Source organism: Rhizobium sp. 05L429 (assembly GCF_056397645.1).
This window is the reverse complement of the sequence record NZ_JBFTNV010000012.1, coordinates 71,916-97,119: the sequence shown is the minus strand read 5'-3', so window position 1 is coordinate 97,119 and position 25,204 is coordinate 71,916. Positions and strand designations below refer to the sequence as shown.

Sequence of the window (25,204 nt, the reverse complement as noted above, 5' to 3'; positions counted from 1 at the left end):
TGCCTGGATGCGCGTAGACCTCTTCGATTTCGACCTGCCGGATGAACGCATTGCGCTGCGGCCCGCCGAGCCGCGCGATAGCGCGCGCCTGCTCGTCGTCGATCCGAATGCGCAGATAGTGTTTTCCGATCACCAGGTCTCCGATCTGCCGTCCTTCCTGCGGGCAGGCGATGCGCTGGTCTTCAACGATACCAAAGTCATTCCAGCCCAGCTTGAAGGCATTCGCCATCGCGAGGGCGCCGGCGGCCAGCAGGTTTCTGCCACACTCCACATGCGTATCGGCGCCAACAAATGGAAGGCCTTCGCCAAGCCCGGAAAACGCATCAAGGAAGGCGACCGTATCGCCTTCGGCCATGGCGGCGAAAGCTGCATGCTCGGCTCGCTCGATGCTACCGTCGAGGAAAAGGGCGAAGCGGGTGAGGTGACGCTCTCCTTCGATCTCTCCGGCCCGACGCTCGATGAGGCGATTGCCAGCGTCGGCCATATTCCGCTGCCACCCTATATCGCCGCCAAGCGTCCGGAGGACGAACGCGACCGCGCCGACTACCAGACCATTTATGCGCGGGAGGAGGGCGCTGTCGCTGCACCCACCGCCGGCCTGCATTTCACGCCTGATCTGTTCGAGGCACTCGACGAGGCCGGTATCGAACGGCATTTCGTGACGCTGCATGTCGGTGCCGGCACCTTTCTGCCGGTCAAGGCCGACGATACCGACGATCACAAGATGCATCTCGAAAGCGGCTATGTCAGCGCCGAGATCGCTGCGAGGCTGAATGCCGTACGGGAGAGGGGCGGACGCATCATCTGCGTCGGCACGACATCGCTGCGGCTGATCGAGAGCGCTGCCGAAGAGGGTGGTGAGATCAAGCCTTGGGCTGGCGCGACCGGCATCTTCATCACGCCCGGCTACCGCTTCAAGGCGGTCGATATCCTCATGACGAACTTCCACCTGCCGCGCTCGACGCTCTTCATGCTGGTCTCGGCCTTCGCCGGTTTCGACACCATGCACGCGGCCTATGAACATGCCATTTCGACAGGCTACCGCTTCTATTCCTACGGCGACGCCAGCCTTCTTTTCCGGAAAGACAAATGACCGAGAACTTCCAGTTCACCCTCAAGAAGACCGATGGCGGTGCGCGCCTCGGTGAAGTTTCCATGCCGCGCGGTACGATCCGCACGCCGGCCTTCATGCCGGTCGGCACTGTTGGCACGGTCAAGGCAATGTATCTCGATCAGGTCCGCGAGACGGGTGCCGACATCATCCTCGGCAATACCTATCACCTGATGCTGCGCCCGACGGCCGAACGCGTCGCCCGCCTCGGCGGCCTGCACAAGCTCATCCGCTGGGAACACCCGATCCTGACGGATTCCGGCGGTTTCCAGGTCATGTCTTTGTCAGGCCTGCGCAAGCTCGACGAGCAGGGCGTGACCTTCAAGTCGCATGTCGACGGCAGCCTGCATCACATGTCGCCGGAACGCTCCATAGAAATCMAGGGCTTGCTCGGCTCCGATATCCAGATGCAGCTCGATGAGTGCGTCGCGCTGCCGGCTGAACCGAAGGAAATCGAGCGCGCCATGGAAATGTCGCTGCGCTGGGCCGAGCGCTGCAAGGTCGCTTTCGGCAACCAGCCGGGCAAGGCGATGTTCGGCATCGTGCAAGGCGGCGATATACCGGCCCTGCGTGTCCGCTCGGCTGAAAAGCTCGCCGAGCTCGACCTGAAGGGCTATGCCGTCGGTGGTCTTGCCGTCGGTGAGCCGCAGGATGTCATGTTGAGAATGCTGGAAACGACACTTCCCGTCCTGCCAAGTGAAAAGCCGCGTTACCTGATGGGCGTCGGTACGCCTGACGATATGCTGAAATCAGTGGCACGCGGTATCGACATGTTCGATTGCGTAATGCCGACCCGTTCGGGCCGCCACGGGCTCGCCTTCACCCGCCGCGGCAAGGTCAATATCCGCAATGCCCGGCATGCGGAAGACATGCGCCCGCTCGACGATCAGTCGAACTGCCCGGCAACGCGTGATTATTCCCGCGCCTATCTCCACCATCTGGTTCGTGCCAACGAGGCGCTGGGCGGCATGCTGCTCTCCTGGCACAATCTGAACTATTACCAGGAACTGATGCAGGGCATCCGGAAGGCGATCGCCGAAGGCCGCTTCGCCGATTTCATGGCCGAGACAACAGAGGAATGGGCGAGGGGCGATCTCGAACCCGTCTGATCAGATGCCCTTGCTGTCGGCATTTGGGACGATCTGCACGCCGTTGATCTTGTAGCTTCCATCCGGCTGGCGGGCGACCTGATAGATTGCCGTCCAATCCTTGCCATCGCGGCCTGAGATCAACACTTCCTGATAGACCATCGCGCCGTCGTCGATCGATCTGTTGCGGCCGAAGGCATAGTTGCCGGGATGATAGACCGGTTCGTAGCTCTTCTTCACCATGGCGAAGAAGACGTTCTTGTCCGGATACATTGCCTTGATGCCAGGTGCCGCGAAGGAATAGGCCGTGTCGGCGTCATCCTTCAGGAACGCCCTGATCTGTTCCTCGATCATCGACTGCGTCGTCTGCACCGGATCTTCGGCATGGGCAGCCATGCCTGACATCGCGGATACGGCACACAGAACGAGCACTGCAAGGAAAGCGCGCATGGGACATCTCCGGCTATGTCAGCCGAAGTGTAGGCTATTTTGCGCGCAAGGAAAGAGGCCGATAAAACCCAGGGGCTCAGGACCAGCGGCGGAAGAGGGCACTGGCATTGACGCCTCCGAAACCGAAGCCGTTGGTGATCGCATATTCCATCGCCACCTTACGGGCCACCTTGCCGACGAGATCGATGCCTTCGGCAGCCGGGTCTGCCGTATCCAGATTGCGCGTCGGCGGGGCGATCTGGTTGCGCAGCGCAAGGATGGTGAAGATCGCCTCGAGACCGCCGGCTGCACCCAGAAGATGACCGGTCGCCGATTTGGTGGCACTGACAGCAATGCCGCCATCGCGGCCGAAAATMGTGCCGATCGCGGCAATCTCGCCTCTGTCGCCGACCGGTGTCGAGGTCGCATGGGCGTTGAGATGTTTGACCTCGGAAGCCGGAATTCTCGCTTGCCGCAATGCTGCCTCCATCGCCCGGCGGGCGCCATCGCCATCCTCCGGTCCGGCTGTCATATGATAGGCATCGGCAGCTGTGCCGTAGCCGACGAGCTCGGCAAGCGGTGTCGCGCCACGTGCCAGCGCATGCTCCAGAGTTTCGATGACCAGAATGCCGGCGCCTTCGCCCATCACGAAACCATCCCGCGCCGTATCGAACGGACGGGAGGCCAGTTCAGGCCTGTCGTTGAAACCGCTCGAGAGTGCGCGTGCCGCGGCAAAGCCGCCAAGGCTCACCTTGTCGATGCAGGCTTCCGAGCCACCGCAGATCGCGACGTCAGCTTCGCCGGATCGGATCAGGCGAGCTGCATCGCCGATGGCCTGAACGCTTGCCGCGCAAGCCGTCACCGGTGCGCCGAGCGGCCCTTTGAAGCCGTAGCGGATGCTGACCTGACCGGCCGCGAGATTGACGAGGAAGGAAGGCACGGTGAAGGGCGAGAGTCGCCGCACACCGCGCGTTTCAGCTGTGCGCACGGCATCCGCGATGGCCGGAAAGCCGCCGACGCCGGAGCCGATGATCGTTGCCGTCCGCTCGCGCTCATCCACGCCCTCGGGCATCCAGCCGGCCTGGCGCACCGCTTCGTCTGTCGCCATCATCGCGAACTGGATGAAGCGGTCCATCTTCTTCTGGTCCTTGGGCGGAACGGCGCGGTCGGGATCAAAACCGGCTTCGGTGTCCTCCTCGATGGAGGGCACGACCCCACCGACCTTGGCAGCGAGATCGCCGACCACGTCTTCAGGCAGTACGCGCAGGCCGGAACCACCAGCGACGAGCCGATTCCAAGCCGTCTCGACGCCAACGCCGAGCGGCGAAACAAGTCCCATACCGGTGACAACAATGCGTTCCATGGATTTGTCCTTTCTGAAGCAATTCTAGCAAAAATGCGCAGTAGTTTTGCGTTCGGAATTGCGTAAAAACAAAGAGATAGGGCATTCCCGTTGCTCKAAGAAAAACGGAAATGCCCTAGGCGTCGAGGCCGAGGTAGTAAGCGCGCATGCGGGCGATCCGTTCGCGGTCGCCATCGTTAGCGGCCGGTCCCGGCAGCAGGCAGGTGTTTTCGGGTTTCAGTTCTTCGCCGCTCTTTGCATCCACCAGGATGGGCCGGCGTTCCTCGCCGGAGGCGGCATTACCGAGCAGGAAGGCGAGATCGTCTTCGGGTGCATGTCGGCGCCCCCAGGAAAACAGGGCCATCAGAACGGGAAAGAAATCGCGTCCCTTGTCGGTCAGCACATATTCATAGCGAGCAGGGCGCTCACTATAGAGGCGCTTCTCGAACAGTCCTTCATCGATCAGATGCGCGAGCCGTCGTGTCAGGATGTTCGGCGCAATGCCGAGGCTCTTTTGGAATTCGTCGAAACGCATCAGCCCATGAAAGGCGTCGCGAAGGATCATCATGCTCCACCAGTCGCCGACACTGTCAAGCGCGCGAGCTGCCGGGCATTTGAAGTTGGCGAAGCTTGTTCGTTGCATCATGCAAGTCACTACAGAAGTCACTTGCATGATGCAAGTAACTTGTCGGGGGTTGTCTCGTTTGAAGATCCGCGTCAGCAGAAACACCGGATGTAAGAACGCCCGCTGCAACAAAGATCGTATCGCCGGGCGTGCCGCTATAAAGCAGCCCGATATTGGCTAAGAGCACGGGAGGGCGACGAGCAAATTGAACCGGCCCGGACGACATTGGTCGCCGGCGAACAGAGCTTCGCTCGCTGTAGCCAGACGAAAATATCCTGATGAACGGGAGCCGCTGACGCCCTGACGAAATGCGCACGCCGTTGGTCAGGAAGGCGGCCGCGATGATAGACGGTCCAGGGCAGTGGTCTCTCCGCCTGGCCGGTGGGGCGCATCGACAATGTGTCCATGCCCGGTATGCGACAAGCAGAAAAAGGGGCTCCGGAAAGGAGCCCCATGCAGGTCCGCCGCTTGAGGTAGTTTGACTTTAGAGGAACAGGAAATCGTCGTGATGAAGCGTCGCCAGATTGGAGAGCGTTGCGACCTGCACGGCAGCGCCGCGCCCGCTTCCGTCCGCGTCGTAGAAAAGCTTTCCGGCCGTTTGGTCATAGATCAGTCGATCATTCGTGTCCAAAGCCTTGGTGCCGAGCACGAAGTTTCCGGCGGAAAAATTCGCCGTATCGATCGCCGTGAAGATGTTGTGGTCAAGCACGATCTTGTCGCCGGCGCTTTCCGAAAAGTCCTCGATCCTGTCAATGTTACCGTAGGCGTTGGGCTTGACATTAAAAACGAAGTGGTCGGCTCCAGCTCCGCCATTCAGGATATCGTTGCCGTTGCCGCCGATGAGTTGGTCGCTTCCGGCGCCGCCTGAAAGCACGTTATCTCCGGTATTTCCAGTCAGAATGTTGTTTCCGGCATTGCCTGTGGCATTGATTGMCGACGAGCCCGTGAGCTTCAGATTTTCGACCGTGCCGAGCGTATTTGCCAGATTGAAGGATATGGACGCGTTGACGGTGTCAGTGCCGTTGCCACCTGTTTCGTCGACGATGTCGCCTGTCGAATCCACTTTGTAGGTGTCGTTGCCAAGACCACCGAGCATCCGGTMGTCACCCTTGCCGCCGTCGATGTCGTTGTTCCCGGCATTGCCGGTGAGGATATTGTTCGAAGCGTTGCCGGTCGCATCGACATTCGCCGACCCGATCAAGGTCAGGTTCTCGACGGTTCCGGTCACATCGTCCTTGTTCGCGAGGTTGAGGGAAACGTAGGATTTGATGATATCCTTGCCGGACCCGCCAGCTTCGATCACYACATCATAGGCGTTGTCGACGATATAGGTGTCGTCGCCAGCCCCGCCTTGCATGCGGTCCGCGCCTGCGCCGCCATCCAGCACGTTGGCTGCAGAATTGCCGACGAGAATATTGTCGAGCTCATTGCCCGTGGCGTTGATACTGKAATTTCCGGTCAGCGTCAGGTTCTCGATGGCCCCGATCGCATGCGCCTTGTCCGCCAGGCTGAAGGTGATCGACGACATGACGGTATCGGTCCCGCCGCCGCGGCTTTCGTCGGCAATATCGGTCGGGGCGGTGATAGTGAAGACGTCGTCTCCTGTGCCGCCATAGATGTGGCCGGKCTCCTGCGGCGCACCGGATCCCGCTGCTATGTTGATAATGATCGGATGGTCGACCACATCCACATTCAGGGAGGATATGTTGCTGAAGCTCTTGATCGGTGTGTTGCCCGTCAGCGGATCGTAGACCTGTACCGCCCCGAAAGCCCCGCCGAGGTTGACGTTGACGCTGTTCGTCGCCGCCTGGATTGCGGTGTCGGTCGTTTGGTTCCAGATATCGGGCTCGTTCCAGATGATGATCTGGTAGCTGCCATCAGATTTTTCCGTCAGGTAGCTGCGCGCCGTCGATGGCAGCCCGCTGATTGAATAATTGAGCGCCCCCGGATTGAAGCTTGCCTGGGTTGCGCCGTTATCATCAAGAATTTCCGTTAGATTGTGGATCGCGATTGCGGCCGGTTTGGGGGAGTAATCCAGGCGAAACAGCCCGAAATGTTTTTCCTGGTCGGAGCCCTGCGGATCTGAATAGGCGTCGAGAAGCTGGTAGATGAAGGTCCCCTTCGATCCGAGAAAGGCGCCGTCCATCAGCGTGTTGAGAAGCAGCTTTGCCTGCGTCGCCTCGTCGACGCCTTCCCATCCGCCATTGGTATCGGCCGAAAGCGACGTGTGATAGCCGATCTCGGTGACGGTGAGCGGTTTGCCGGAATCGGCTTGCATCTGGTCGCCCGATTCGCGCTGGAGCCAGGAGAAGGGCTGGTCGCCCTCCTTCGCATAGGTGTGGATCGTCGTGTAATCGTTGGATGAGGCCACCGTGTAACCGGTAAAGCCGAGCACCGGAATGTCCTTCAACAGCGGATCGGCGTTCACAGCGTTGAACAGGTCCTTTTGATAGGCAAGCGCCGCTGCCTCTCCCGACAATCCCTTATAGGAGACCGGCCAGTTATTGACCTCGTTCGGGCCTTCGATGCCGACGATCGAACCGGGATGCGCCTCCACGAAGGCATGCAGCCGCTGGACGACGGTGGCGGGAGTGTCATCGCGCCCCGAGACGAAAACGAATTTCACGCCGGCGTCCGCCGCATCCCCGAGATGGCCTTGACCATAGGGATCGGAGGCGGGGGTGGGAGCATGATCGCGAACCGTGTCGAGGCCGAGGTACCCCAAGGCTTTAACAACTTCTGCGATATTAGAGTATTTCCCATCCGTATAATCGATGTGTGTATCAATTCCGAAAGAGTCGATAACATCATTAATTCTAATAGCTTGGGCCATTATTGTAATCCTCGCCTGAAAGTAGAATTTATTGCTTTGATGGTATAGTGATTCCCTTCAAAAGCAATTTGACTTTATACAGTGGAATCCGCCAAAGTTATGATGTATTAACCATTCATTAACCATATTGTATTGCTCACAATATGTTTGTGAAGCCATGGCTGATTTGCCTGTACAATCAGTCCAAGCGTTCCACGGAGATCTGATATTGAACGGACTTAGCATCTCGCCAGCTCAGAAAGGCGGGAAGGACCTCGCTGCAGAAGCGATGCGACGCAGCCGCGGCGGCTTGATCGCCGTCGGCGTCGCAAGCGCACTGGTCAATCTGCTCTATCTCACCAGCTCTTTCTTCATGCTGCAGGTCTATGACCGCGTCATACCGAGCCGCAGCATCCCGTCGCTGATTGCGCTCGCCCTTCTGGCGCTGCTGCTGTATGCCTTTCACGGTGCCTTCGATCTCGTGCGCGGACGCATTCTCGTCCGGATATCGGGTGTCTTCGATGAGGTGATGAGCCGCCGTGTTTTCAAGACGACGCTCAAAGCGCCGCTCAAGGGCAGGGTGGCCGGTGACGGCCTTTCCCCGCTGCGCGACTTCGATCAGGTTCGCAGCTTCCTGTCCAGTTCAGGCCCGGCAGCCTTTTTCGATTTGCCCTGGGTGCCGCTCTATGTCGGCATCTGTTTCCTGTTCCATCCGATTATCGGCATCATCGCCATCTGCGGTGCGCTGGTTCTGTTGGTACTGACCTATCTGACGAACCGCAGCTCGCAGGCTTCAGCCAAGAAAGTCTATGAACTCGCGACCGAGAGGAATGCGCTCGCAAGTGCTGCGCAGCGCAATGCAGAAGTGGTCCAGGCCATGGGCATGGCCGACGAGCTCGCCGATAGTTGGTCGGCGCGCAATGATGCTTACCGCGATGTTCAATGCAGCAATTCCGATACGGTCAACGGCTACGCGATCGTCTCGAAGATCTTCCGCATGACGCTGCAGTCGGCGGTGCTTGCCGCCGGCGCCGTGCTCGTCATCGAAAACATGGCCTCGGGCGGCATCATCATCGCCGCTTCGATCCTGACATCGCGGGCGTTGGCACCCGTCGAGCAGGCGATTGCCAACTGGAAGGGCTTTGTTGCGGCCCAGCAGTCCTGGGACCGGCTGCGCCAGATGCTGGCACTGCTGCCCGAGACGGTTTCGCCGCTTGCCCTGCCGACGCCTTCCAGTGAGGTTGCCGTCGAGGCAGTTTCGAGCGGCCCGCCCGGCAAGCAAGAACTCGTCGTCCAGGGTGTCAGTTTCACGCTGCGGGCAGGGAGCGCACTCGGCATCATTGGCCCGAGCGCTTCGGGCAAATCTTCGCTGGTGCGCGCACTCGTGGGCCTCTGGCCCGTGCATCGCGGGTCGGTGCGCCTCGATGGCGCAGCACTCGACCAGTGGGATGACGCCTCGCTCGGACGTCATGTCGGCTACCTGCCGCAGGATGTGGAACTCTTTGCCGGCACCATCGCTCAGAACATTGCGCGCTTTCGCAAGGATGCACAGGCGCAGGAGATTATCGCAGCAGCGCGCAACGCCGGCGTTCACGAACTGATCCTGCGGCTGTCGAAGGGCTACGAAACGGAAATAGGGCCGGGCGGCTCCATGCTCTCGGCTGGCCAGCGTCAGCGCATTGCGCTCGCCCGTGCACTCTACCGCGATCCTTTCCTCGTCGTGCTCGACGAACCGAATTCCAATCTGGACATTGACGGCGAGATAGCACTGGCCGGCGCGATATCAGGCGTTCGCCGGCGCGGCGGCATCGTCATCGTCGTCGCCCACCGGCCGAGCACGCTCTCGAGCGTCGATCTGGTTCTGGCCATGCGCGACGGCCAGGCGCTGGCCTTCGGGCCGAAGGATCTGGTGCTCGCCAAGGTGATCAGCACCGAAAATCAGACCGAGCAGCCAAGACAGGCGTCTCTGAAGGTCGTTGGAGACAGTCCGGAGCGAAGCCGATGAGGATGAAATCGCAACACTCACTGAACCGCCATATCCTGTCCGTGTGGGCCTTGTCCGTCGCCCTTGTCGGTGGCATGGGCGGCTGGGCTGCATCGACGGCGCTTTCGAATGCCGTGGTCGGGCAGGGCACTGTCATTATCGACCAGAACGTGAAGAAGGTTCAGCATCTGACCGGCGGCATCGTCTCGGAGCTGATGGCTAAGGAAGGGGCTCATGTCGAGGCTGGGGATGTTCTCCTGCGTCTCGACAGCGCCTCGGTGAAGGCCAATCTTGCTATCATCGACAGCAATCTTGCCCAGCTCTATGTCCGCCGCGCCCGCTTGCAGGCTGAAGGCGTCGGCGCAACGGAATTCTCCGCGGATGATATTGTCGCAAAGGACATCKATATCGCGGCCAACAGGAACCTCGTAGACGGCGAAGTCCAGCTCTTCAATGCCCGCCGGTCGTCGCTCGTCGGCATGCGCAAGCAGCTGGAAGAGCGCAAGGCGCAGCTCGCCGAGGAGATAAAGGGTGATACGGTGCAGCTCGCGTCGATCGACGAGGCCACCCGGCTCATCGACCAGGAATATGATGCCGCCGCCAAGCTCTACGATCAGAAGATCGTCACCATGCAGAAGATCAACGGCCTCAAGCGCCAGCGTGTCGAACTCGACGGCAATCGCGGCGAGCGCCTGTCGTCGCGGGCGCAGGCCGAAGGCAAGATCGCCGAGATCAATCTGCAGATCCTGCAGCTCGACGAGGATCGCCGGACGGAGAATTCCAAGGACCTGACGGATGTCGAGGGCAAGATTTCAGAAACGCAGGAGCGTCGCATCGCCGCCGTCGATCAGTTGAACCGGCTGGAACTGCGCGCGCCGATGAATGGCCGCATCTATCAGCTCACGGTTCATACCGTCGGCGGYGTCATCAATCCCGGTGAAGTGCTGATGTTGCTGGCACCCGATCAGCGTGATCTGACCATTGAGGCGAAGATCGCCACGCGCGATATCGATCAGCTCACGCTCGGCCAGAAAGTCGATATCCGCTTCAGCGCCTTCGACCAGCGGACGACGCCGGAAGTGAAGGGCGATGTCATATCGATTTCTCCCGATGTCGTTACCGAGCAGCGCAGCGGCGCCGACTATTATCCCGTGCGCATCAAGCCGGAGCCAGCGAGCCTCGGGAAGCTCACCAACATGAAGCTCTATCCCGGCATGCCGGCGGAAGTCTTCATCAAGGTCGCGGATCGCTCCGTCATCTCATACATGACGAAGCCGCTGATGGATCAGATCAGCCATACATTCCGCGAGCAGTGACCTTCCTGCAAGGGTGCAGGGAAGGCACATCGGTTTTCGTGGGTGGAAGACAAGAAGAATATGCCGGGACACTACCGTCCCGGCATATCATTTCAGTCAGGCCGCCTTGGCGATGGCACCATGCGGGTCGAGAACGAATTTCGTGGCTGCTCCCTGGTCAAAGCTTTCATAGCCCTGGGCAGCATCTTCAAGTGAAATCACCTTCGCATTGACGATATCGGCGATCGGCAGGCGGTCGTGCAGGATGGCCTGCATGAGCTGGCGGTTGTATTTGATAACCGGCGTCTGGCCGGTGTGGAACGACTGCGCCTTTGCCCAGCCAAGGCCGAAGCGCAGCGACAGGCTTCCCTGCTTGGCCGCATTGTCCACCGCGCCCGGATCTTCCGTGACATAGAGGCCGGGAATGCCGATGGAACCGGCAGCGCGGGTGATTTCCATCATCTGGTTCAGCACGATCGCCGGCTGCTCGCCGCCTGAATGTCCACGCGCTTCGAAGCCGACGGCATCGATGGCGCTATCCACTTCATTGGTGCCGACCACCTGCGCGATCATGTCTCCGAGACGGTCGCTCTTCGAGAGATCAATGGCCTCGAATCCGACCCGGCTGGCATGGGCGAGGCGGTCCTTGTTGAAGTCGCCGATCATGACGACAGCCGCACCAAGGATGCGAGCCGATGCAGCAGCGGCAAGACCAACCGGGCCGGCGCCTGCGACATAGACCGTCGATCCGACGCCGACCCCGGCTCTGACAGCGCCGTGGAAGCCGGTCGGAAGGATGTCGGAGAGCATGGTGAGATCACGGATCTTGGCCATCGCCTTGTCGCGATCAGGGAGTTTCAAGAGGTTGAAATCGGCGTAGGGGATCGTGACATAACGCGCCTGGCCGCCGATCCAGCCGCCCATGTCGACATAACCATAAGCGCCGCCGGYCCGCGACGGATTGACTGTCAGGCAGACCCCGGTGTCCTGCGACTTGCAGCAGCGGCAGCGTCCGCAGGCAACATTAAAGGGCACGGACACGATGTCGCCGACATCGAGCATTTCCACGTCGATGCCCTTTTCGATGATCTCGCCGGTGATCTCGTGCCCGAGCACGAGGCCCGGCATCGCTGTGGTGCGGCCACGGACCATGTGCTGGTCCGAACCGCATATATTGGTGGAGATGACTTTCAGGATGACGCCATGTTCGATACGGCGGCCATCCGGCGCTTCGAGTTTCGGATCGTCGATGTCGCGGACTTCCACTTTTCCGGGCCGCAAATAGACGACGCCACGGTTCTTGCTCATTTCCGTCTCCTCCGTTGAAATCAGGGCAGCGCGCCAGCAGCTCCTCCCGCAGCCGTTGCCTATGACAGAGTAGACCAGAAAGATCCGAGTGCCGTCCCGAAAGCGACGCCTCGCGGGCGAAAATCGCAAAACCGAGCCAAAGGGTAGGGCGCATCGATGCGGTCCGGCCACCCGCCTTGGCGGACCCGGAGGCAGGTGGCCTTTCCCCGGCAGGTGGGGTGTCTCCTGCCGAGGCGCCGCGTTAGCATCGCCCCGACGTATACGATATCAAAACAGCCTCTCCCTTTTGACGCGGCTTCCGCTATAGTTGCAGGAACAGAGCCTGGGGGCGATCATGATGCAACGCGGCCGTGCCTTCGCAGACATCGTCTACACGATCCTCATTGTGGAGAGAGCCTACCCGGTGGATGTTGTCGCCGCCGCGCTGGGGATGAACTACGCGGCCTTTCACTCGCGCTTGATCAGCCGAACCTGTTTTTCCGCTGACGAAATCCAGAATTTGCTGGAAGTCGTGCCCGATCCACGCCTCGCATCCTATCTCCTCGAGGGAAGCATCTTTGTTGCCGCGGAGCGCTCTTCCGGTGTGGAACACGCAGAGCCTGTCGCGTCGTTGCAGAGAGGTGCGACGCGCGTGGTCGTCGAAGCGACTGATGTGCTCGAACTGGTGGATGCCGCACTCGCTGGTGGCGGAATGGATCATCGCAAGCAGCGCCTGGTGCTCAAGGAGATCGAGGAGGCGGAGAGGGCGCTCGCATCCCTTCGCCTCGGCCTGAAGGGAACCTACGCCGAGCCGTCCTTGCGCATCAGCAAGAGATAGCCGTCGCCCTCTTCCTCAAGCGCAAGCATCGCTTCGATGATCGACAGGCGCGTCTCCTCCAGATAGGATTTCCAGGCGCCGCCGGCCGTGGCAAGCTGCCGGTCGACCGAAAGAAGACGAAGCTTCAAAAGATTTTTCTCGCGCACGACGCGCGCATATTCCTGGATGGGATGAGAATGATCGGATGCCATGCGAAGACCGGTAAAATTCGTTTGGGCATCTAGCCAGCTGAGCGCAGCTTCGCCATCAAAACGATCTCGACGTTTTTACACAGACAATCCCGCTCGTCATTGTCAGGCATCAACCGGTATGATGAAGCAAATTGGAAAGGATCCCGAAGCGCGTGTCCGAGATCCTGCTCTGAAGCACGCTGTGCCTATMGTACCGCTGCCGGCAGCACCTCGAATTTCCAGAATTTATCCGGCTGGAAATAGGTCGCGGCAAATTGGCGGATACTCTCGGCAGTCACGTTGTCGTAGCCGCTGAGATTGTCTCGTATTCGCTCCAGACGCCGAGGGTCCGTTTGAGCGCCGTTCAGATATTGCACCCAATATTCGTTACTCTGCTGCTGGTGCTTCAATGTCTCGATAATCGGCGCTCGGGCGCGGACAAGTTCGTCTGGCGAGACATCTTTTGATCGCAGATCGGCAGCGATCTTGTCCACGAGCGCATAGAAATTTTCGACCTTGGCCGGCGTCGTCTCGACATAGAGATAGGCGTAGCCATAGCCGGGAATGTCCCATGACAGGTCCATGGCGCCTCGCGGACTGTAGGTCGCGCCTTCGGCAATACGAAACTGGTCGATCAGCCTGTTCTCGAAGATCTGGCCAGCGACGTTGGCCACAAAACCCCGCTGCATATCCGAAAGCATGTCGCCGACAGGAGCAGCGACGATGGCCGCGGCATTATCGGCTCTGCCGCTATGGGTCCGCATGACCGGTTTTCCAGTGGGCGCGGGGAAATTCACCTCGTTTGCCGCATTGCCCAGTGTCGTGTCTGCGCGGGCCGGCAGGGTGCCGAAGGTTTCTGCGGTCCGACGGATTGCCTCGTCCGCCGTTATATCGCCGACGATGGTGATATCGATCGGTCCAGTGGAGATATGGGGCCGAAACAGCGCTTCGAAATCTTCCAGCTTCGTGGCCKACAATTGCGCCCGATCAGGAAAACTCCAGCGCGGATCGCCGGAATGCACGAGGCCGGCAAAATCGCGACTGATGACGGCGCCAGGCGTTGCCTCATACTGATCGAGGTTGTTCAAATAGGCTTGCTGGACGCGCTTGAAAACTTCCGGCCGGTAAGCCGGGTCGGACGTGTAGGCGGTCATGATCTGCAATTGCGTCGCAAGATCCTCCGTCTGCGTCTGACCGGTGAACTGGAAGGTGYTGTCGCCCACGGAAAAGTCGATACCCGCGATCTTCGCTGCCAGTGCTTTCTGCAGATCCGGATAATCCATGGCCTTGGTGCCAGAGAGCACGACGGCCGGCGATGTCCAGATGGGCAGGGGATGGTCTTTCGGCAGGTCCAGCCGGCCGTGGCCGATATCCTCGCGGACAAGCACTTCGTTGGCGCGCAGCTTGGTCGGTTTGACGGTGAGCCGCACGCCGTTGGCAAAGCGCACCATAGTCAGACCGAGATCTTCGACGACGCGTCGTTCGACGACCGTGCCGGGATCGCCAAAATGCGCGTAGGGCCAGACGACGGCTGCCGCACTTGACGGCGCCGTAACCGGAACGGCGAGGGAGGTGTCATAGACCCGCTTGATGTCGCCGGCACCACCCTGCGGCGCTTGCGCCGTCTGCAGCACGAGCTGCGGACCGTTGCCGGAGAAGACATGCGCGAGGGTCTGGTTGACCTCGGCCGCTGTGAGGTCTTTCGTCATGGTTTCGAACATCGACAGATCTTCCGCGGGTGAGGTGAAGACCTGCTTGTCATCGACGCTACTCGCCAGCATGGAAGCGATGTCGGGACTCGTGCGTGTCGCAGCACCGGCCGCAGCGGCCTGCAGAAGCGAGCGGTATTCGATGATTTCGCGATCGAGCTCTGACTGCTCGGCGCCGAATTGCTGGAAACGGCGCTGCTCCTGGTCGATGGCCGCAAGTGCCGGCTGCCATTTGTCCGTCTCGGAATTCGCCATGATGACGACGATGCGGGCGGAGTCGAAAAGATCCTGGGAACCGACGGCGGCGCTGATGAAGGGCGCGTTGGCCCTGTTGGCCATGGCGCTCAGCCGGCGTTTGAGCACGAGAAGACCGAGATCCTCGACCAATTCTGCCCGGCGTTTGGCGAACGTGTCGGGTGAGGCGTCATAGGGACGCGTCCAGGCGATTTGCACATTCGTTGTGCCGCCGGGGACCGGAATGACCTCGGCGCTTTCGCCTTTCGCTTTCAGCATGCCGAGATCGGGCTTCTGCGGGGCCGGAGCGGCGACCTTCCAGTCGCCAAAACGCTGCCTGATCTGGGTCTCGATTGCGGCTGGGTCGACATCGCCGACCACGATCAGCGTTGCGCGCTCTGGCCGGTAGTTGGTGTGGTAGTAATCGCGAAGCAGATCGACGGGCGCATTGCTGATGATGTCGACTTTGCCGATCGGTGAGCGCATCGTAACGCGCTGGCCGGCGAGCAGGGAGTTCGTGACGCCGATTGCGGCACGATATTGCGGCGTGTCGCGCAGCCGCTCTTCCGACAGGATGACACCGCGCTCCCGGTCGAAGGCGCCGGCATCCAGCGTCAGCTCGCTCGCCGTCTCGCGCATCAGCATCAGGCCGGTTGAAAGCGTGTCTGCGTCGACTTCTGGAAGATCGAGCGCATAGACGGTCTCGTCATAGGAGGTGTTGGCATTGGTATCTGGCCCGAAGGCCAGGCCCTTACGCTGCAGGATCCGGATCATCTCGTCCTGGGCGACATGCGTCGAGCCCTTGAAGGCCATATGTTCGAGGAAATGCGCCAGACCTTGTTGATCTTCGTTCTCGTCCAGCGAGCCGGATCCTATACGGAAGCGGATCGCGGCCTGTCCAGGCGGCGTGGCGTTGCGCATGATCGCAAACCGCATGCCGTTTTCGAGCGTGCCGAATCGGATGCCGGATTCCGCCGGCAGGTCGCTCAGCGTCTGTGGCCAGGGTGCGGACGGGTTTTCCGCATAGGCTGGCTGCCCTGACGTGAAGATTGCGGCGAGCGCTATCGCTGCCAGGAACCGCGAAAAAATAGGGGATCTCATATGTTTAAAGCATTCCGCTCAGATGATGGCATGGAGAGGTGTGTGATGTTGATCAAACTATCAGACAAGTTGCATCTCACATCAATGTCTATTTTCCGTGATTGACGCTTCGCCATAAATCATCGCCATGCCGTGCGTCGATCACTTTCAGCGCTCGATCCGCTGTAGGTCGCACTCACTCATCGCCATCAATTCCATCCACGATCGCTTAGCCGTTCAAACATGGGAGTGGGGAGATTTTAAAAGTTCAGAGCAAGCCGTTGATATCATTGGCATGTCGCGCTTAAAAATAGAATGTGCCCGTGGCTGCACGAAAATCGCATAAGATAGATTATGGAACTAAACCTGTGCCGGATAGCTATTCGGCCGCTTGCATCTCCGGCTGCGGCCAGCGCTGCAGCGCTTCCCGTCCGGCGTTCGTCAAGCCATAGATGCCTCTGTCGAGCCGTTCGAACCAGCCGTAGACATTGGACTGCAGTATCTTGCCTGCCTCCGGCACACTGGCCCTGATGTCGCGCACGCGAAGCGGTCCTGACGCCAGCGCTGCCGCACAGCCGAGCGCCTGCTGGCGATATGCCGTCATGAGCGGCGTGCGCGTACTGCCGCCGAGCGCCGGGTCGCCGCGCCGTTTCTGATGCTCGCGCATGAGCCTCGAGCGTCGCTTCGGATTGGTCCGTGGCATTGGCGATACGGAGCCGACGATGATGCTGACGTCACCCGCATCCGAAATGCCGAGCATGCCGATGCCGAGCCTGCGGCAGAGGTCGCGGTAGCGCTTGTCGGCCTCCCGCCCTTTGCCTTTGGCGGAAATCCGCGCCGCGATCCAGACTTCGTCGGAGACGGCAGCGCGATCGACCGCCTGAAGGATGAGCTCGAGATTGAAGCTGAGCTTCAGCTCGCAAACCACCACCACAGGCGGATCGTCATCGCTCAAGCCGACGAGATCACAGCCGCCGACTTCACCCTTGACGACGTAACCTGCCTTTTCGAGGAAGCCTTTGACGGGGAGATAAAGCAAAGTTTCCATGGGCCTGCGGATCGAAGAAAAGAATCGTTCCATAATCTACATCGATCCGTTCGCGCGGGACACCACATCGAGCGCAACCGACCGAATTACACGGCTCAGATTGCAATGGGCATATCCGTGGACGCGGCCGACAACGCATCCCTTCGCCGGTTGACGGAAAACCCTCAAGACGCTAGCACGCTCGAAGCATATCCTGGGGGTACTTCAATATGGATATTTTCACAGCGGCCGGTTTGACGGCTCTGCTGCAGGTCATTGCTATCGACCTCGTTCTCGCCGGCGACAACGCCGTCGTCATCGGCCTTGCTGCTGCCGGCCTGGAAGCTACGCAGCGCCGCAAGGCGATCATTGTCGGCATTCTGGCGGCAACGGTGCTCCGCATCCTGTTTGCTTCCGTCGCCGTCTATCTTCTGGCAATCGTCGGATTGCTGCTCGCTGGCGGCCTGCTGCTTCTCTGGGTCTGCTGGAAGATGTGGCGTGAGCTGCGCGCCGGTCATGGTGAGGAACATGCGGCTGAAGCCGGCGCAGCTGCGCCGAGGAAGACATTTCTCCAGGCTGCGACGCAGATCGTCATCGCCGATGTTTCCATGTCGCTCGACAACGTGCTGGCGGTTGCGGGTGCCGCTCGCGAGCACCCGAGCGTGCTCGTCCTCGGTCTCTGCCTTTCGATCGCGCTGATGGGCATTGCAGCGAACCTCATCGCCCGCCTGCTCAACAAACATCGCTGGATCGCCTACGTCGGCCTGCTGATCATCCTCTATGTCTCGCTGGACATGATCCATCGCGGATACCTCGAGGTTGCGCCTTACATCGGCAGCTAAATCTCGACMTCGAAGCTCATCTGGTCGAACGCCGGTACCACATGGTCCGGCGTTTGCGCCATGACCACATCATAGTCGAGCGGCGTATGCATGTGCGTGAGGATCGCCCGCTTCGGTCCTAGCCGCTCTATCCAGTCGAGCGACTGTTCCAGCGAGAGATGGCTGGGATGATAGGCATATTGCAGAGCGTCGATGATGAGAATGTCGAGGTTCTGCAGCTTCTCTACCGTTTGCGGCGGAAAATCGCTGACATCGCTGCAATAGGCAACATTCCCGATCCGGAAGCCGAGCGAATGGATGTCGCCGTGCTGCTGCAGATGCGGCATGAAGGCGATCGTTCCGCCTGGCCCATGGATCTCAACGGGCTTTTCCATGTCCTCGATCACGTTCGGCAGCGCGATCGGCGGATAATTGCTGCCCGGCGGCGTCTCCAGGCAGTAGCCGAAGKCCTCCTGCAGCCTGCCCATGGTGAACGGTTCGGCAAAGATCGGTACGCGCCGGCGGGTATTGTGGAAATAACCACGCAGATCGTCGATGCCGTGAATATGGTCGGCATGCGGATGGGTGTAGAGAACCGCATCCACGTGGTCGACCCCTGCCCTGATCATCTGTTCGCGAAAATCCGGGCCGGTATCGACCACGACGGTCGTCGCAGCCCCATCTGCCGAAAACTGCTGCACCATAAAGGCCGCGCGCGTTCTTTTGTTCTTTGGATTGTCCGGATTGCAGGCGCCCCAGTCACCGGTGATGCGCGGCACGCCCGGTGACGACGAACAGCCGAGAATGGTGAACCGCTGCCGCCGTGACACGCCGCTAGATCCTCGGCATCTTCGAAAACAGGCGGAAGGCGTTATCGGTGGTGATCCGCGCGACCTCCTCGTAAGGAAGGCCGATCGTATCGGCCAGCACCTCGGCCGTGTTCACCACATAGGACGGCTCATTGCGCTTGCCGCGCCAGCGCTTCGGCGCCAGATACGGGGCATCCGTTTCGACGAGCAGCCGGTCGTGCGGGATCGACTTGGCGATCTCGCGCAGTTCCTCCGATTTCGGAAAGGTCAGGATGCCGGAAAAGGAGATATAGCCGCCGAGCTCGACACCGGTCTTCGCCAGCTCCGGACCGGCAGAAAAGCAATGCAAAATGAAGGGGAAGGCCCCCTTCCCTGTCTCTTCGGTCAGGATTGCAGCCATGTCGGCATCTGCGCTGCGGCTGTGGATGACGAGCGGAAGCTGCGTTTCGCGCGCTGCAGCGATATGGCGACGAAAGCCGGTCTGCTGGTCCTCGGGCTTCTGCGTGTCGTAGAAATAGTCGAGACCCGCTTCGCCGATCGCGACAACCTTCTGATGAGCATTGGCGAGCCGCACCAGATCTTCCGTCTGGATATCCAGTTMGTCACCCGCATTGTTGGGATGCGTTCCGACCGAACAGAAGACGGAGGGATATTTCTCGGTGATGGCAAGCAGCCCGTCGAGCTTGCGCACGCGGGTGCAGATCGTCACCATCTGCGCAACTCCGACCTGATGGGCGCGTGCAACGATCTCGTCGCGCTCCGCCTCGAACTCGGCGAAGTCCAGATGGCAATGCGTATCGACCAGCACGGCCTTAAGCCTCCGGAGCTACATAGCGCGGGAAGACCGGCGTCGGTGCTTCGAGCGGCGTTCCCGGCACCAGGCGGCCCGCTTCGCCAAGCGCTGCGAAATCGCGCTTGTCTGCAGGGGCGGCCACGCGGTCGAGCAGCTTGTCGGCGGAGTCCGGTACGAACGGCTGCAGCAGGATGGCGATCTGACGGACGACCTCTGCTGTCACATAAAGCACCGTGCCCATGCGCGCCGGATCGGTCTTCTTCAGCGCCCACGGCTGCTGGCCGGCGAAATAGCGGTCGGTCTCGGAGACGACGGCGATGATGGAGGCGAGCGCGCGGTGGATCAGCTGCTTGCCCATGTCCTCGCGTGTCGAGGCGTACAGAGCATCGGCCTGCGCCAGCAGGGCCTTGTCCTCGTCGGTCAGCGGGCCGCATTCCGGAATCTGGCCATCGCAATTCTTCACGATCATCGACAGCGAACGGCTGGCAAGGTTGCCGATGCCGTTGGCGAGGTCGGAATTGATGCGCGTGCCGATCGCCTCTTCGCTATAGCTGCCGTCCTGTCCGAAGGAGACTTCGCGCAGGAAGAAATAGCGTACCTGGTCGAGGCCGAAATGGTTCACCAGATTGACCGGATCGACGACGTTGCCGAGCGATTTCGACATCTTCTCGCCCTTGTTGAGCAGGAAGCCGTGGGCAAAGACGCGCTTCGGCAGCGGCAGCTTGGCCGACATCAGGAAGGCCGGCCAGTAGACGGCGTGGAAGCGGATGATGTCCTTGCCGATGATGTGCACATCAGCCGGCCAATATTTCGCCCGCGGTCCGTTGCGGTCTTCGATATAGCCGGTCGCCGTGATGTAGTTCGTCAGCGCATCGACCCACACATACATGACATGCGAGGGATCGTTCGGCACCTGGATGCCCCAGTCGAAGGTCGTGCGCGAGATCGACAAATCCTTCAGGCCCGACTTGACGAAGGAGATCACCTCGTTGCGGCGTTCGGCCGGACCGATGAAATCGGGGTTCTCCTCGTAATGCTTCAGCAGCCGGTCCTGGTATTCGGAGAGCTTGAAGAAGTAGCTTGCCTCTTCCACCCATTCGACAGGGGTGCCCTGCGGCCCATAGCGCACGCCGTCGGCGCGCAGCTCCGTCTCATTTTCCTGGTAATAGGCTTCGTCTCGCACCGAGTACCAGCCGGCATAGGAATCCTTGTAGATATCGCCGTTGTCGGCCATCAGGTTCCAGATGTTCCGCGAGGTCTCGTGGTGACGCTCCTGTGTGGTGCGGATGAAGTCGTCGTTCGAAGCATTGAGCAGCTTCGCCATTGCCTGGAATTCGCCGGAGTTGCGGTCAGCAAGCGCCTGCGCCGTGATGCCCTCCGCCCGCGCCGTCTGCTGCATCTTCTGGCCGTGTTCGTCGGTCCCCGTCAGAAAGAAKACATCCTTGCCGTCGAGGCGCTGGTAGCGCGCCATCGCGTCGGTCGCAATCAGCTCGTAGGCATGGCCGATATGGGGCTTGCCGTTGGGGTAGGAAATCGCGGTCGTGATGTAGAACGGGGTCTTGTCTGTCATGGCGGCCAATTCCGGCTTACTCTATAAAAATCGTCAGCCGCTATTAGCGCATGTCTCGCACGAGCGAAACATCAAGTTTGGCAGCCGCCTACGATTTCGGAGACGCGCGGCGGTGAACTTGACTCACGTTCTGGCGCAATCTACCCCTTCTCTCACAAGAGGGCGGGACGGAAGCGAAGTGCTATTTTTCATCGATCGGAATGGTCATGGCCGCACGCCGTCGGAGGCGCGTATTTGACGTTCGAGCCTCTCTATTCCCTGTCCGGTCTCGTAGTGGGAGCGCTTGTCGGCATTACCGGCGTGGGCGGCGGTTCGCTGATGACGCCCCTGCTCGTTCTCCTCTTCGGCGTCCATCCGGCGACGGCAGTCGGGACCGATCTTCTCTATGCGGCGATCACCAAGACGGCCGGGACCGCCGTTCACGGCATGCATGGGCGCGTCAACTGGAAGATCGTCGGCAGTCTTGCAGCCGGCAGCGTTCCGGCCGCGCTGCTAATGCTCTGGCTGATGGCCGGCGTCGACCGCAAGAGCATCGGCGTGACCAACACCATCACCACGGCGCTCGGCTGGCTTCTGGCCATGACCGCGATCATGCTCGTTTTCCGCAGCCAGATCCTCGAATTTGCCCGCCGCGCCATCGGTGATCGGATGCCGCCGCAGCCGGCGACCATCGCGGTCTTCACGGTCGTTCTCGGTTTTGTGCTTGGCGTGCTCGTCACCCTGACATCGGTCGGCGCCGGCGCTCTCGGCGTCACGATCCTGCTCGTCCTCTACCCACGGCTCGATGTGCGTGAGATCGTCGGCTCCGACATCGTCCATGCGGTGCCCCTGACGCTGATCGGCGGCACGGGTTACTGGCTCATTGGAGAGATCGATTGGTCGATGCTGCTTGCCCTGCTCGTCGGCTCCATTCCCGGCATCATCGTCGGCAGCCTTCTCGCACCGAAACTGCACGAGCGGACAATCCGTATCGTGCTGGCCGTTACGCTTGCCATCGTCGCCTGGAAATTGCTGGCCGGCTGACCAGAACAATTCCAGCAAAAGTGTGCAGCGGTTTTGCGTCCGGGACCGAATAAAAATAAAGAGGTAGAGTATCCTTGGTGCGTCGGAATGAACGCAGGACGTTCTAAGCACCCGGCTGTTTGATGTCGGAAAGCACTTCCATGATCGTCTGCTTGCGGTCGAGATTATAGGCGTCGGAAATGGTCAGCTTCTCGGTGATCGCGGAATAGAGCCGCGCCAGGCGCTCCGCCGTCGCAATCTGCCCCTCGCCTGCCGCGTTGCGCGCGCGGTTCATCACATCATCACCCACATGACTAACGAAGAAATCGAAGATCGTGTCGCTTTCCTTGCCCGAAAGCGCATCGGCAAGCCGGTGCATGGCCTTGCGCGCCGCAGGCCCTTCTGAGGACAGAACCGCGTTATAGGCTTCGATAATATCCCCGCCGCCATAGTTCAGCAATTTCAGCGCCTCGCCCACGCTGCCCTTGGCGGTGGAAAGCAGGGCCTGTCCCTCTCCCTGAATACCGAGATGAGTTAGTGCCGCAACCAGCGCTTGATCGTCGAGCGGCGCAAGCTTCAACGGCAGGCAGCGCGACCGGATCGTCGGCAGCAGCTTTCCCGGCGCATGCGATAGGACGAGGAACATCGCCCGCTTCGGCGGCTCTTCGAGGATCTTCAGGATGGCGTTTGCAGCGTTCCGATTCATGTCGTCCGCAGGATCGATGATGACGATCCGCCAATTGCCGGTGCCCGAGGTCTGCGAGAAGAATTTGCCGGCCCGGCGCACCTCGTCGACGGTGATCGCCGATTTCACTTTCCCGGTCTTTTCATCTACAGGCCGCGCAAGATGCAGCAGATTGTGCGAGGCACCAGAGACGATCTGGCGGCTGACCGCGGAGTTGAGGTCCGGATCGCCAATTCGTTCGGGTGCGCCAGTCGGGTCGGGATGCGACAGCACATGATTGGCGAAGCGGAAGGCAAGCGTCGCCTTGCCGACGCCTTCGGGGCCTTCGATCAGGATCGCATGATGGCCCTTGCCTGAGCGGTAGAACTGCGCCAGGAAATCCTCAGCCTCTTCATGACCGAAGAGCTTCGTATTCTCGGCCGGCCAGATGGCGCCGTCGAGCAGTCCGGGCCTGTCCTCACTCATGATGCGCCGCTTCCGGCATCCGCTCTTCGACTGATGGTTTCAGCAACTGCCTGATGATGGTGAGGATCTCTGCGGCGATCGCCTCTTCGGGCTGCGTGGCATTGACGACGTGGCAGCGCTCCGGCTCGCGCGCGGCGATATCMAGATAGGCTTCGCGACGTTTCTCGTGGGTTTCGAGCGTTTCCTTCTCGAAACGGTCAGGGCCGCCGGCGTTTCGCTGGCTGACGCGCTGCAGTCCCAGCTTGGCAGGAATATCAAGGATCAGTGTGCAATCAGGCATCACACCGTTGATGGCGATGCGCTGCAGCGTCTCGATGAACTCCGCTTCCAGATTGCCGGTGACACCCTGATAGACGCGCGAGGAATCCATGAAGCGGTCGCAGAGCACGATCTTGCCCTTGGCGAGTGCTGGCCGGATGACCTCTTCAACGTGATCGTTGCGGGCGGCGGCAAAGAGGATCGCCTCCATGCGGGTGCCGTAAGCTTCTGCCGCACCGGAAAGCAGCACATGGCGCACCGCTTCGGCTCCCGGCGAGCCTCCCGGCTCCCGGGTCAACAACACGTCATGGCCGTCGACCTTCAGGGCCTCGGCAAGGCGGCGGATCTGCGTGGACTTCCCAGCGCCCTCTCCGCCTTCAAACGTAACGAACAATCCTGTACCGGACGACAATGATACTTTCCCGCATTCTGAGCGCCGCGCTCTTCCTCTATCTATCCGAAGATAGTGCGGAACGAAACCTTTTGCCGCGGCGACATATTCACCTTCCCCGGCTAATCGCCGGAAAATTCGCTCGCAAAAACGGTCTCAGCTCTGCTCGGACGTGTCCCACAGCCAGGAGAAGAACAGCGATTCGCCAAGCTCCAGCAGCGCATCGACCGCCCGGCTGGTGAGCGACCCCACCTCGACGGATTGCACCGTATAGAGCGGCACTTCGCGCAGCATCCTGTTGCCGGAAACGATGCGCAATGTACCGACCTCCGTATCAGCCTTCACGGGCGCCGTCAGCGGCCAGCGATAGACGATGCGGGCTGCGAGCCGGTCGGGATTATTGATCGGAACATAGACGCTGACCGGCGCCTTGGCGACGAGATCGACGGTTCGCGCCGTGCCGCCATAGACGCTTGCAGCGCCGATGACTTCCGTGTCTGCAAAGACCTGATGGCTTTCGAAGGCCGTCAGCCCCCATTCCAGTACGCGTTTGGCTTCTTCCGTACGCTCCTTGTCGGAGGCAATGCCGGCAAGTGCCACGAAGAGCCGCCGTCCGTCGCGCTGCACCGAGGCGACGATCGAATAGCCCTCGCCTTCCGTAAAGCCCGTCGCCAGCCCGTCGGCGCCAAGATCCATGCCGAGCAGCGKATTGCGGTTACGCTGGAAGATCTTGTTCCACTCGAAATCCGCTTGGGCAAAATAGGGATAGAGATTGGGGTAAGAAGCCTGCAGATCGACGGCGAGCGTCACCAATTCCTTTGCCGTCACCTTGCTCTTGCCATCGGGAATCCCGGTTGAATTGCCGAAGACAGCCTTTTCCATACCGAGCTCGCGAGCACGCCGGGTCATCGATGCCGCAAACTGGTCCTCGCTGCCGGCCATGCCCTCGGCAAGGATGATGCAGCCGTCATTAGCGCCCTGGATCGCAACGCCCTTGATCAGATCCTCGACGCGGACCTTCGATTTCAGTGCTGCAAACATCGTGGCCGCACGCGAAGGCGCGCCGCCGGTGCGCCAGGCATATTCGGAGACGGGATATTCCGTATCGAGCGAAATCTGACCCTTGCTGACGGCACTGAAAACGAGATCCATCGTCATCAGCTTGGCAAGCGAAGCAGGGGCAAAGACCTGATTTTCGTTCTTGGAGAGAAGCACCGTTCCCGTCGAAGCTTCAATCATATAGGMTTGCGTGGCCTTGGTGACAAAGCCGGCATCGGTGCCTTCTGCGGCAAGGGCTGCAGAAGCAGGTAAAAGCAGACATGCAAAGAGGCGAAGCAGCGGCTTCAACATCGCTAATCCCATTGATCGTGCGGGCTGAT

Annotated in this window: 21 protein-coding genes and 1 pseudogene; 7 read left to right on the top strand and 15 right to left on the bottom strand. The window is 60.4% G+C overall.

What is annotated here, in order from left to right; translation table 11 throughout:
* The first annotated feature begins 7 nt into the window (after positions 1–7).
* Together queA and tgt are read left to right on the top strand one after the other, a co-directional pair.
* Positions 8–1,093, top strand: coding sequence for a tRNA preQ1(34) S-adenosylmethionine ribosyltransferase-isomerase QueA (queA, locus tag AC1DNW_RS14975; protein WP_113310092.1), 1,086 nt, complete (start codon positions 8–10; stop codon positions 1,091–1,093).
* Positions 1,090–2,220: a tRNA guanosine(34) transglycosylase Tgt gene (tgt, locus tag AC1DNW_RS14970; protein WP_477853323.1), complete on the top strand. Its 1,131-nt coding sequence runs from the start codon at positions 1,090–1,092 to the stop codon at positions 2,218–2,220. Before queA ends, tgt begins: the two co-directional genes overlap by 4 nt.
* On the opposite strand, the gene AC1DNW_RS14965 is transcribed toward tgt, so the two are convergent.
* The 5 genes and pseudogenes from AC1DNW_RS14965 to AC1DNW_RS14945 all read right to left on the bottom strand — a co-directional run bounded on the left by AC1DNW_RS14965 (position 2,221) and on the right by AC1DNW_RS14945 (position 7,428).
* Positions 2,221–2,649, bottom strand: a complete 429-nt coding sequence (locus tag AC1DNW_RS14965; protein ID WP_113295538.1) for a DUF4864 domain-containing protein — start codon at positions 2,647–2,649, stop codon at positions 2,221–2,223. It lies immediately after the preceding gene.
* 76 nt (positions 2,650–2,725) lie between these two features.
* Entirely contained in the window at positions 2,726–3,991 is a 1,266-nt protein-coding gene (gene fabF / locus AC1DNW_RS14960) for a beta-ketoacyl-ACP synthase II (RefSeq protein ID WP_113310090.1), read from the bottom strand.
* 115 nt (positions 3,992–4,106) lie between these two features.
* On the bottom strand, positions 4,107–4,613 hold the full coding sequence (locus AC1DNW_RS14955) for a winged helix-turn-helix transcriptional regulator (RefSeq protein WP_113310193.1): 507 nt from the start codon (positions 4,611–4,613) through the stop codon (positions 4,107–4,109).
* 54 nt (positions 4,614–4,667) lie between these two features.
* A pseudogene (locus AC1DNW_RS14950) lies at positions 4,668–4,941 on the bottom strand (hypothetical protein); the annotation flags it as partial.
* 138 nt (positions 4,942–5,079) lie between these two features.
* On the bottom strand, positions 5,080–7,428 hold the full coding sequence (locus tag AC1DNW_RS14945) for a calcium-binding protein (RefSeq protein ID WP_477853321.1): 2,349 nt from the start codon (positions 7,426–7,428) through the stop codon (positions 5,080–5,082).
* Between the two features lie 268 nt (positions 7,429–7,696).
* On the opposite strand from AC1DNW_RS14945, the gene AC1DNW_RS14940 reads away from it, so the two are divergent.
* Complete coding sequence (locus AC1DNW_RS14940; RefSeq protein WP_113295732.1) at positions 7,697–9,412, top strand: type I secretion system permease/ATPase; 1,716 nt, start codon at positions 7,697–7,699, stop codon at positions 9,410–9,412.
* A complete protein-coding gene (locus tag AC1DNW_RS14935) occupies positions 9,409–10,707 on the top strand; it encodes an HlyD family type I secretion periplasmic adaptor subunit (protein WP_477853319.1) in 1,299 nt (432 codons plus the stop codon). The genes AC1DNW_RS14940 and AC1DNW_RS14935 overlap by 4 nt, the downstream gene beginning before the upstream one ends.
* 96 nt (positions 10,708–10,803) lie before the next feature.
* Here the strand turns inward: AC1DNW_RS14935 and fdhA are convergent, their stop codons facing one another.
* Complete coding sequence (gene fdhA, locus AC1DNW_RS14930; protein WP_477853317.1) at positions 10,804–11,994, bottom strand: formaldehyde dehydrogenase, glutathione-independent; 1,191 nt, start codon at positions 11,992–11,994, stop codon at positions 10,804–10,806.
* A gap of 334 nt (positions 11,995–12,328) precedes the next feature.
* Here fdhA and AC1DNW_RS14925 point away from each other — a divergent pair, with 334 nt between their 5' ends.
* On the top strand, positions 12,329–12,811 hold the full coding sequence (locus tag AC1DNW_RS14925; protein WP_113295531.1) for a phage regulatory CII family protein: 483 nt from the start codon (positions 12,329–12,331) through the stop codon (positions 12,809–12,811).
* Here AC1DNW_RS14925 and AC1DNW_RS14920 read toward each other — a convergent pair.
* The 3 genes from AC1DNW_RS14920 to AC1DNW_RS14910 all read right to left on the bottom strand — a co-directional run bounded on the left by AC1DNW_RS14920 (position 12,775) and on the right by AC1DNW_RS14910 (position 17,052).
* The gene (locus AC1DNW_RS14920) at positions 12,775–13,002 is read right to left on the bottom strand and encodes a hypothetical protein (protein WP_113310088.1); all 228 of its coding nucleotides are present in this window, start codon (positions 13,000–13,002) and stop codon (positions 12,775–12,777) included. The two genes, AC1DNW_RS14925 and AC1DNW_RS14920, sit on opposite strands and share 37 nt — an antisense overlap.
* Before the next feature lie 185 nt (positions 13,003–13,187).
* Positions 13,188–16,025 (bottom strand): M16 family metallopeptidase, encoded by a 2,838-nt coding sequence (locus tag AC1DNW_RS14915; protein WP_477853315.1) that lies wholly within the window; start codon positions 16,023–16,025, stop codon positions 13,188–13,190.
* A gap of 358 nt (positions 16,026–16,383) precedes the next feature.
* Positions 16,384–17,052, bottom strand: coding sequence for a DUF2161 domain-containing phosphodiesterase (locus AC1DNW_RS14910; protein WP_113295731.1), 669 nt, complete (start codon positions 17,050–17,052; stop codon positions 16,384–16,386).
* A 209-nt stretch (positions 17,053–17,261) separates the two neighbouring features.
* Here AC1DNW_RS14910 and AC1DNW_RS14905 point away from each other — a divergent pair, with 209 nt between their 5' ends.
* A complete protein-coding gene (locus AC1DNW_RS14905) occupies positions 17,262–17,873 on the top strand; it encodes a TerC family protein (RefSeq protein WP_113310086.1) in 612 nt (203 codons plus the stop codon).
* Here AC1DNW_RS14905 and AC1DNW_RS14900 read toward each other — a convergent pair.
* From AC1DNW_RS14900 to metG, 3 genes are read right to left on the bottom strand one after another with little or no spacing between them, the layout of a single operon-like run.
* On the bottom strand, positions 17,870–18,682 hold the full coding sequence (locus AC1DNW_RS14900) for an MBL fold metallo-hydrolase (protein WP_477853312.1): 813 nt from the start codon (positions 18,680–18,682) through the stop codon (positions 17,870–17,872). The genes AC1DNW_RS14905 and AC1DNW_RS14900 overlap by 4 nt on opposite strands.
* A gap of 4 nt (positions 18,683–18,686) precedes the next feature.
* The gene (locus AC1DNW_RS14895) at positions 18,687–19,469 is read right to left on the bottom strand and encodes a TatD family hydrolase (RefSeq protein WP_477853311.1); all 783 of its coding nucleotides are present in this window, start codon (positions 19,467–19,469) and stop codon (positions 18,687–18,689) included.
* A gap of 4 nt (positions 19,470–19,473) precedes the next feature.
* The gene (metG, locus tag AC1DNW_RS14890; protein WP_113310084.1) at positions 19,474–21,024 is read right to left on the bottom strand and encodes a methionine--tRNA ligase; all 1,551 of its coding nucleotides are present in this window, start codon (positions 21,022–21,024) and stop codon (positions 19,474–19,476) included.
* Positions 21,025–21,258: 234 nt separating this feature from the next.
* Here metG and AC1DNW_RS14885 point away from each other — a divergent pair, with 234 nt between their 5' ends.
* Complete coding sequence (locus tag AC1DNW_RS14885; RefSeq protein WP_113310083.1) at positions 21,259–22,047, top strand: sulfite exporter TauE/SafE family protein; 789 nt, start codon at positions 21,259–21,261, stop codon at positions 22,045–22,047.
* Positions 22,048–22,150: 103 nt separating this feature from the next.
* On the opposite strand, the gene AC1DNW_RS14880 is transcribed toward AC1DNW_RS14885, so the two are convergent.
* The 3 genes from AC1DNW_RS14880 to AC1DNW_RS14870 form a co-directional block, all read right to left on the bottom strand.
* Positions 22,151–23,176, bottom strand: coding sequence for a DNA polymerase III subunit delta' (locus tag AC1DNW_RS14880; protein ID WP_477853308.1), 1,026 nt, complete (start codon positions 23,174–23,176; stop codon positions 22,151–22,153).
* Positions 23,169–23,846 (bottom strand): dTMP kinase, encoded by a 678-nt coding sequence (gene tmk / locus AC1DNW_RS14875; protein WP_113309083.1) that lies wholly within the window; start codon positions 23,844–23,846, stop codon positions 23,169–23,171. The genes AC1DNW_RS14880 and tmk overlap by 8 nt, the downstream gene beginning before the upstream one ends.
* Before the next feature lie 135 nt (positions 23,847–23,981).
* Entirely contained in the window at positions 23,982–25,175 is a 1,194-nt protein-coding gene (locus AC1DNW_RS14870; RefSeq protein WP_477853307.1) for a D-alanyl-D-alanine carboxypeptidase family protein, read from the bottom strand.
* Positions 25,176–25,204 lie beyond the last annotated feature (29 nt).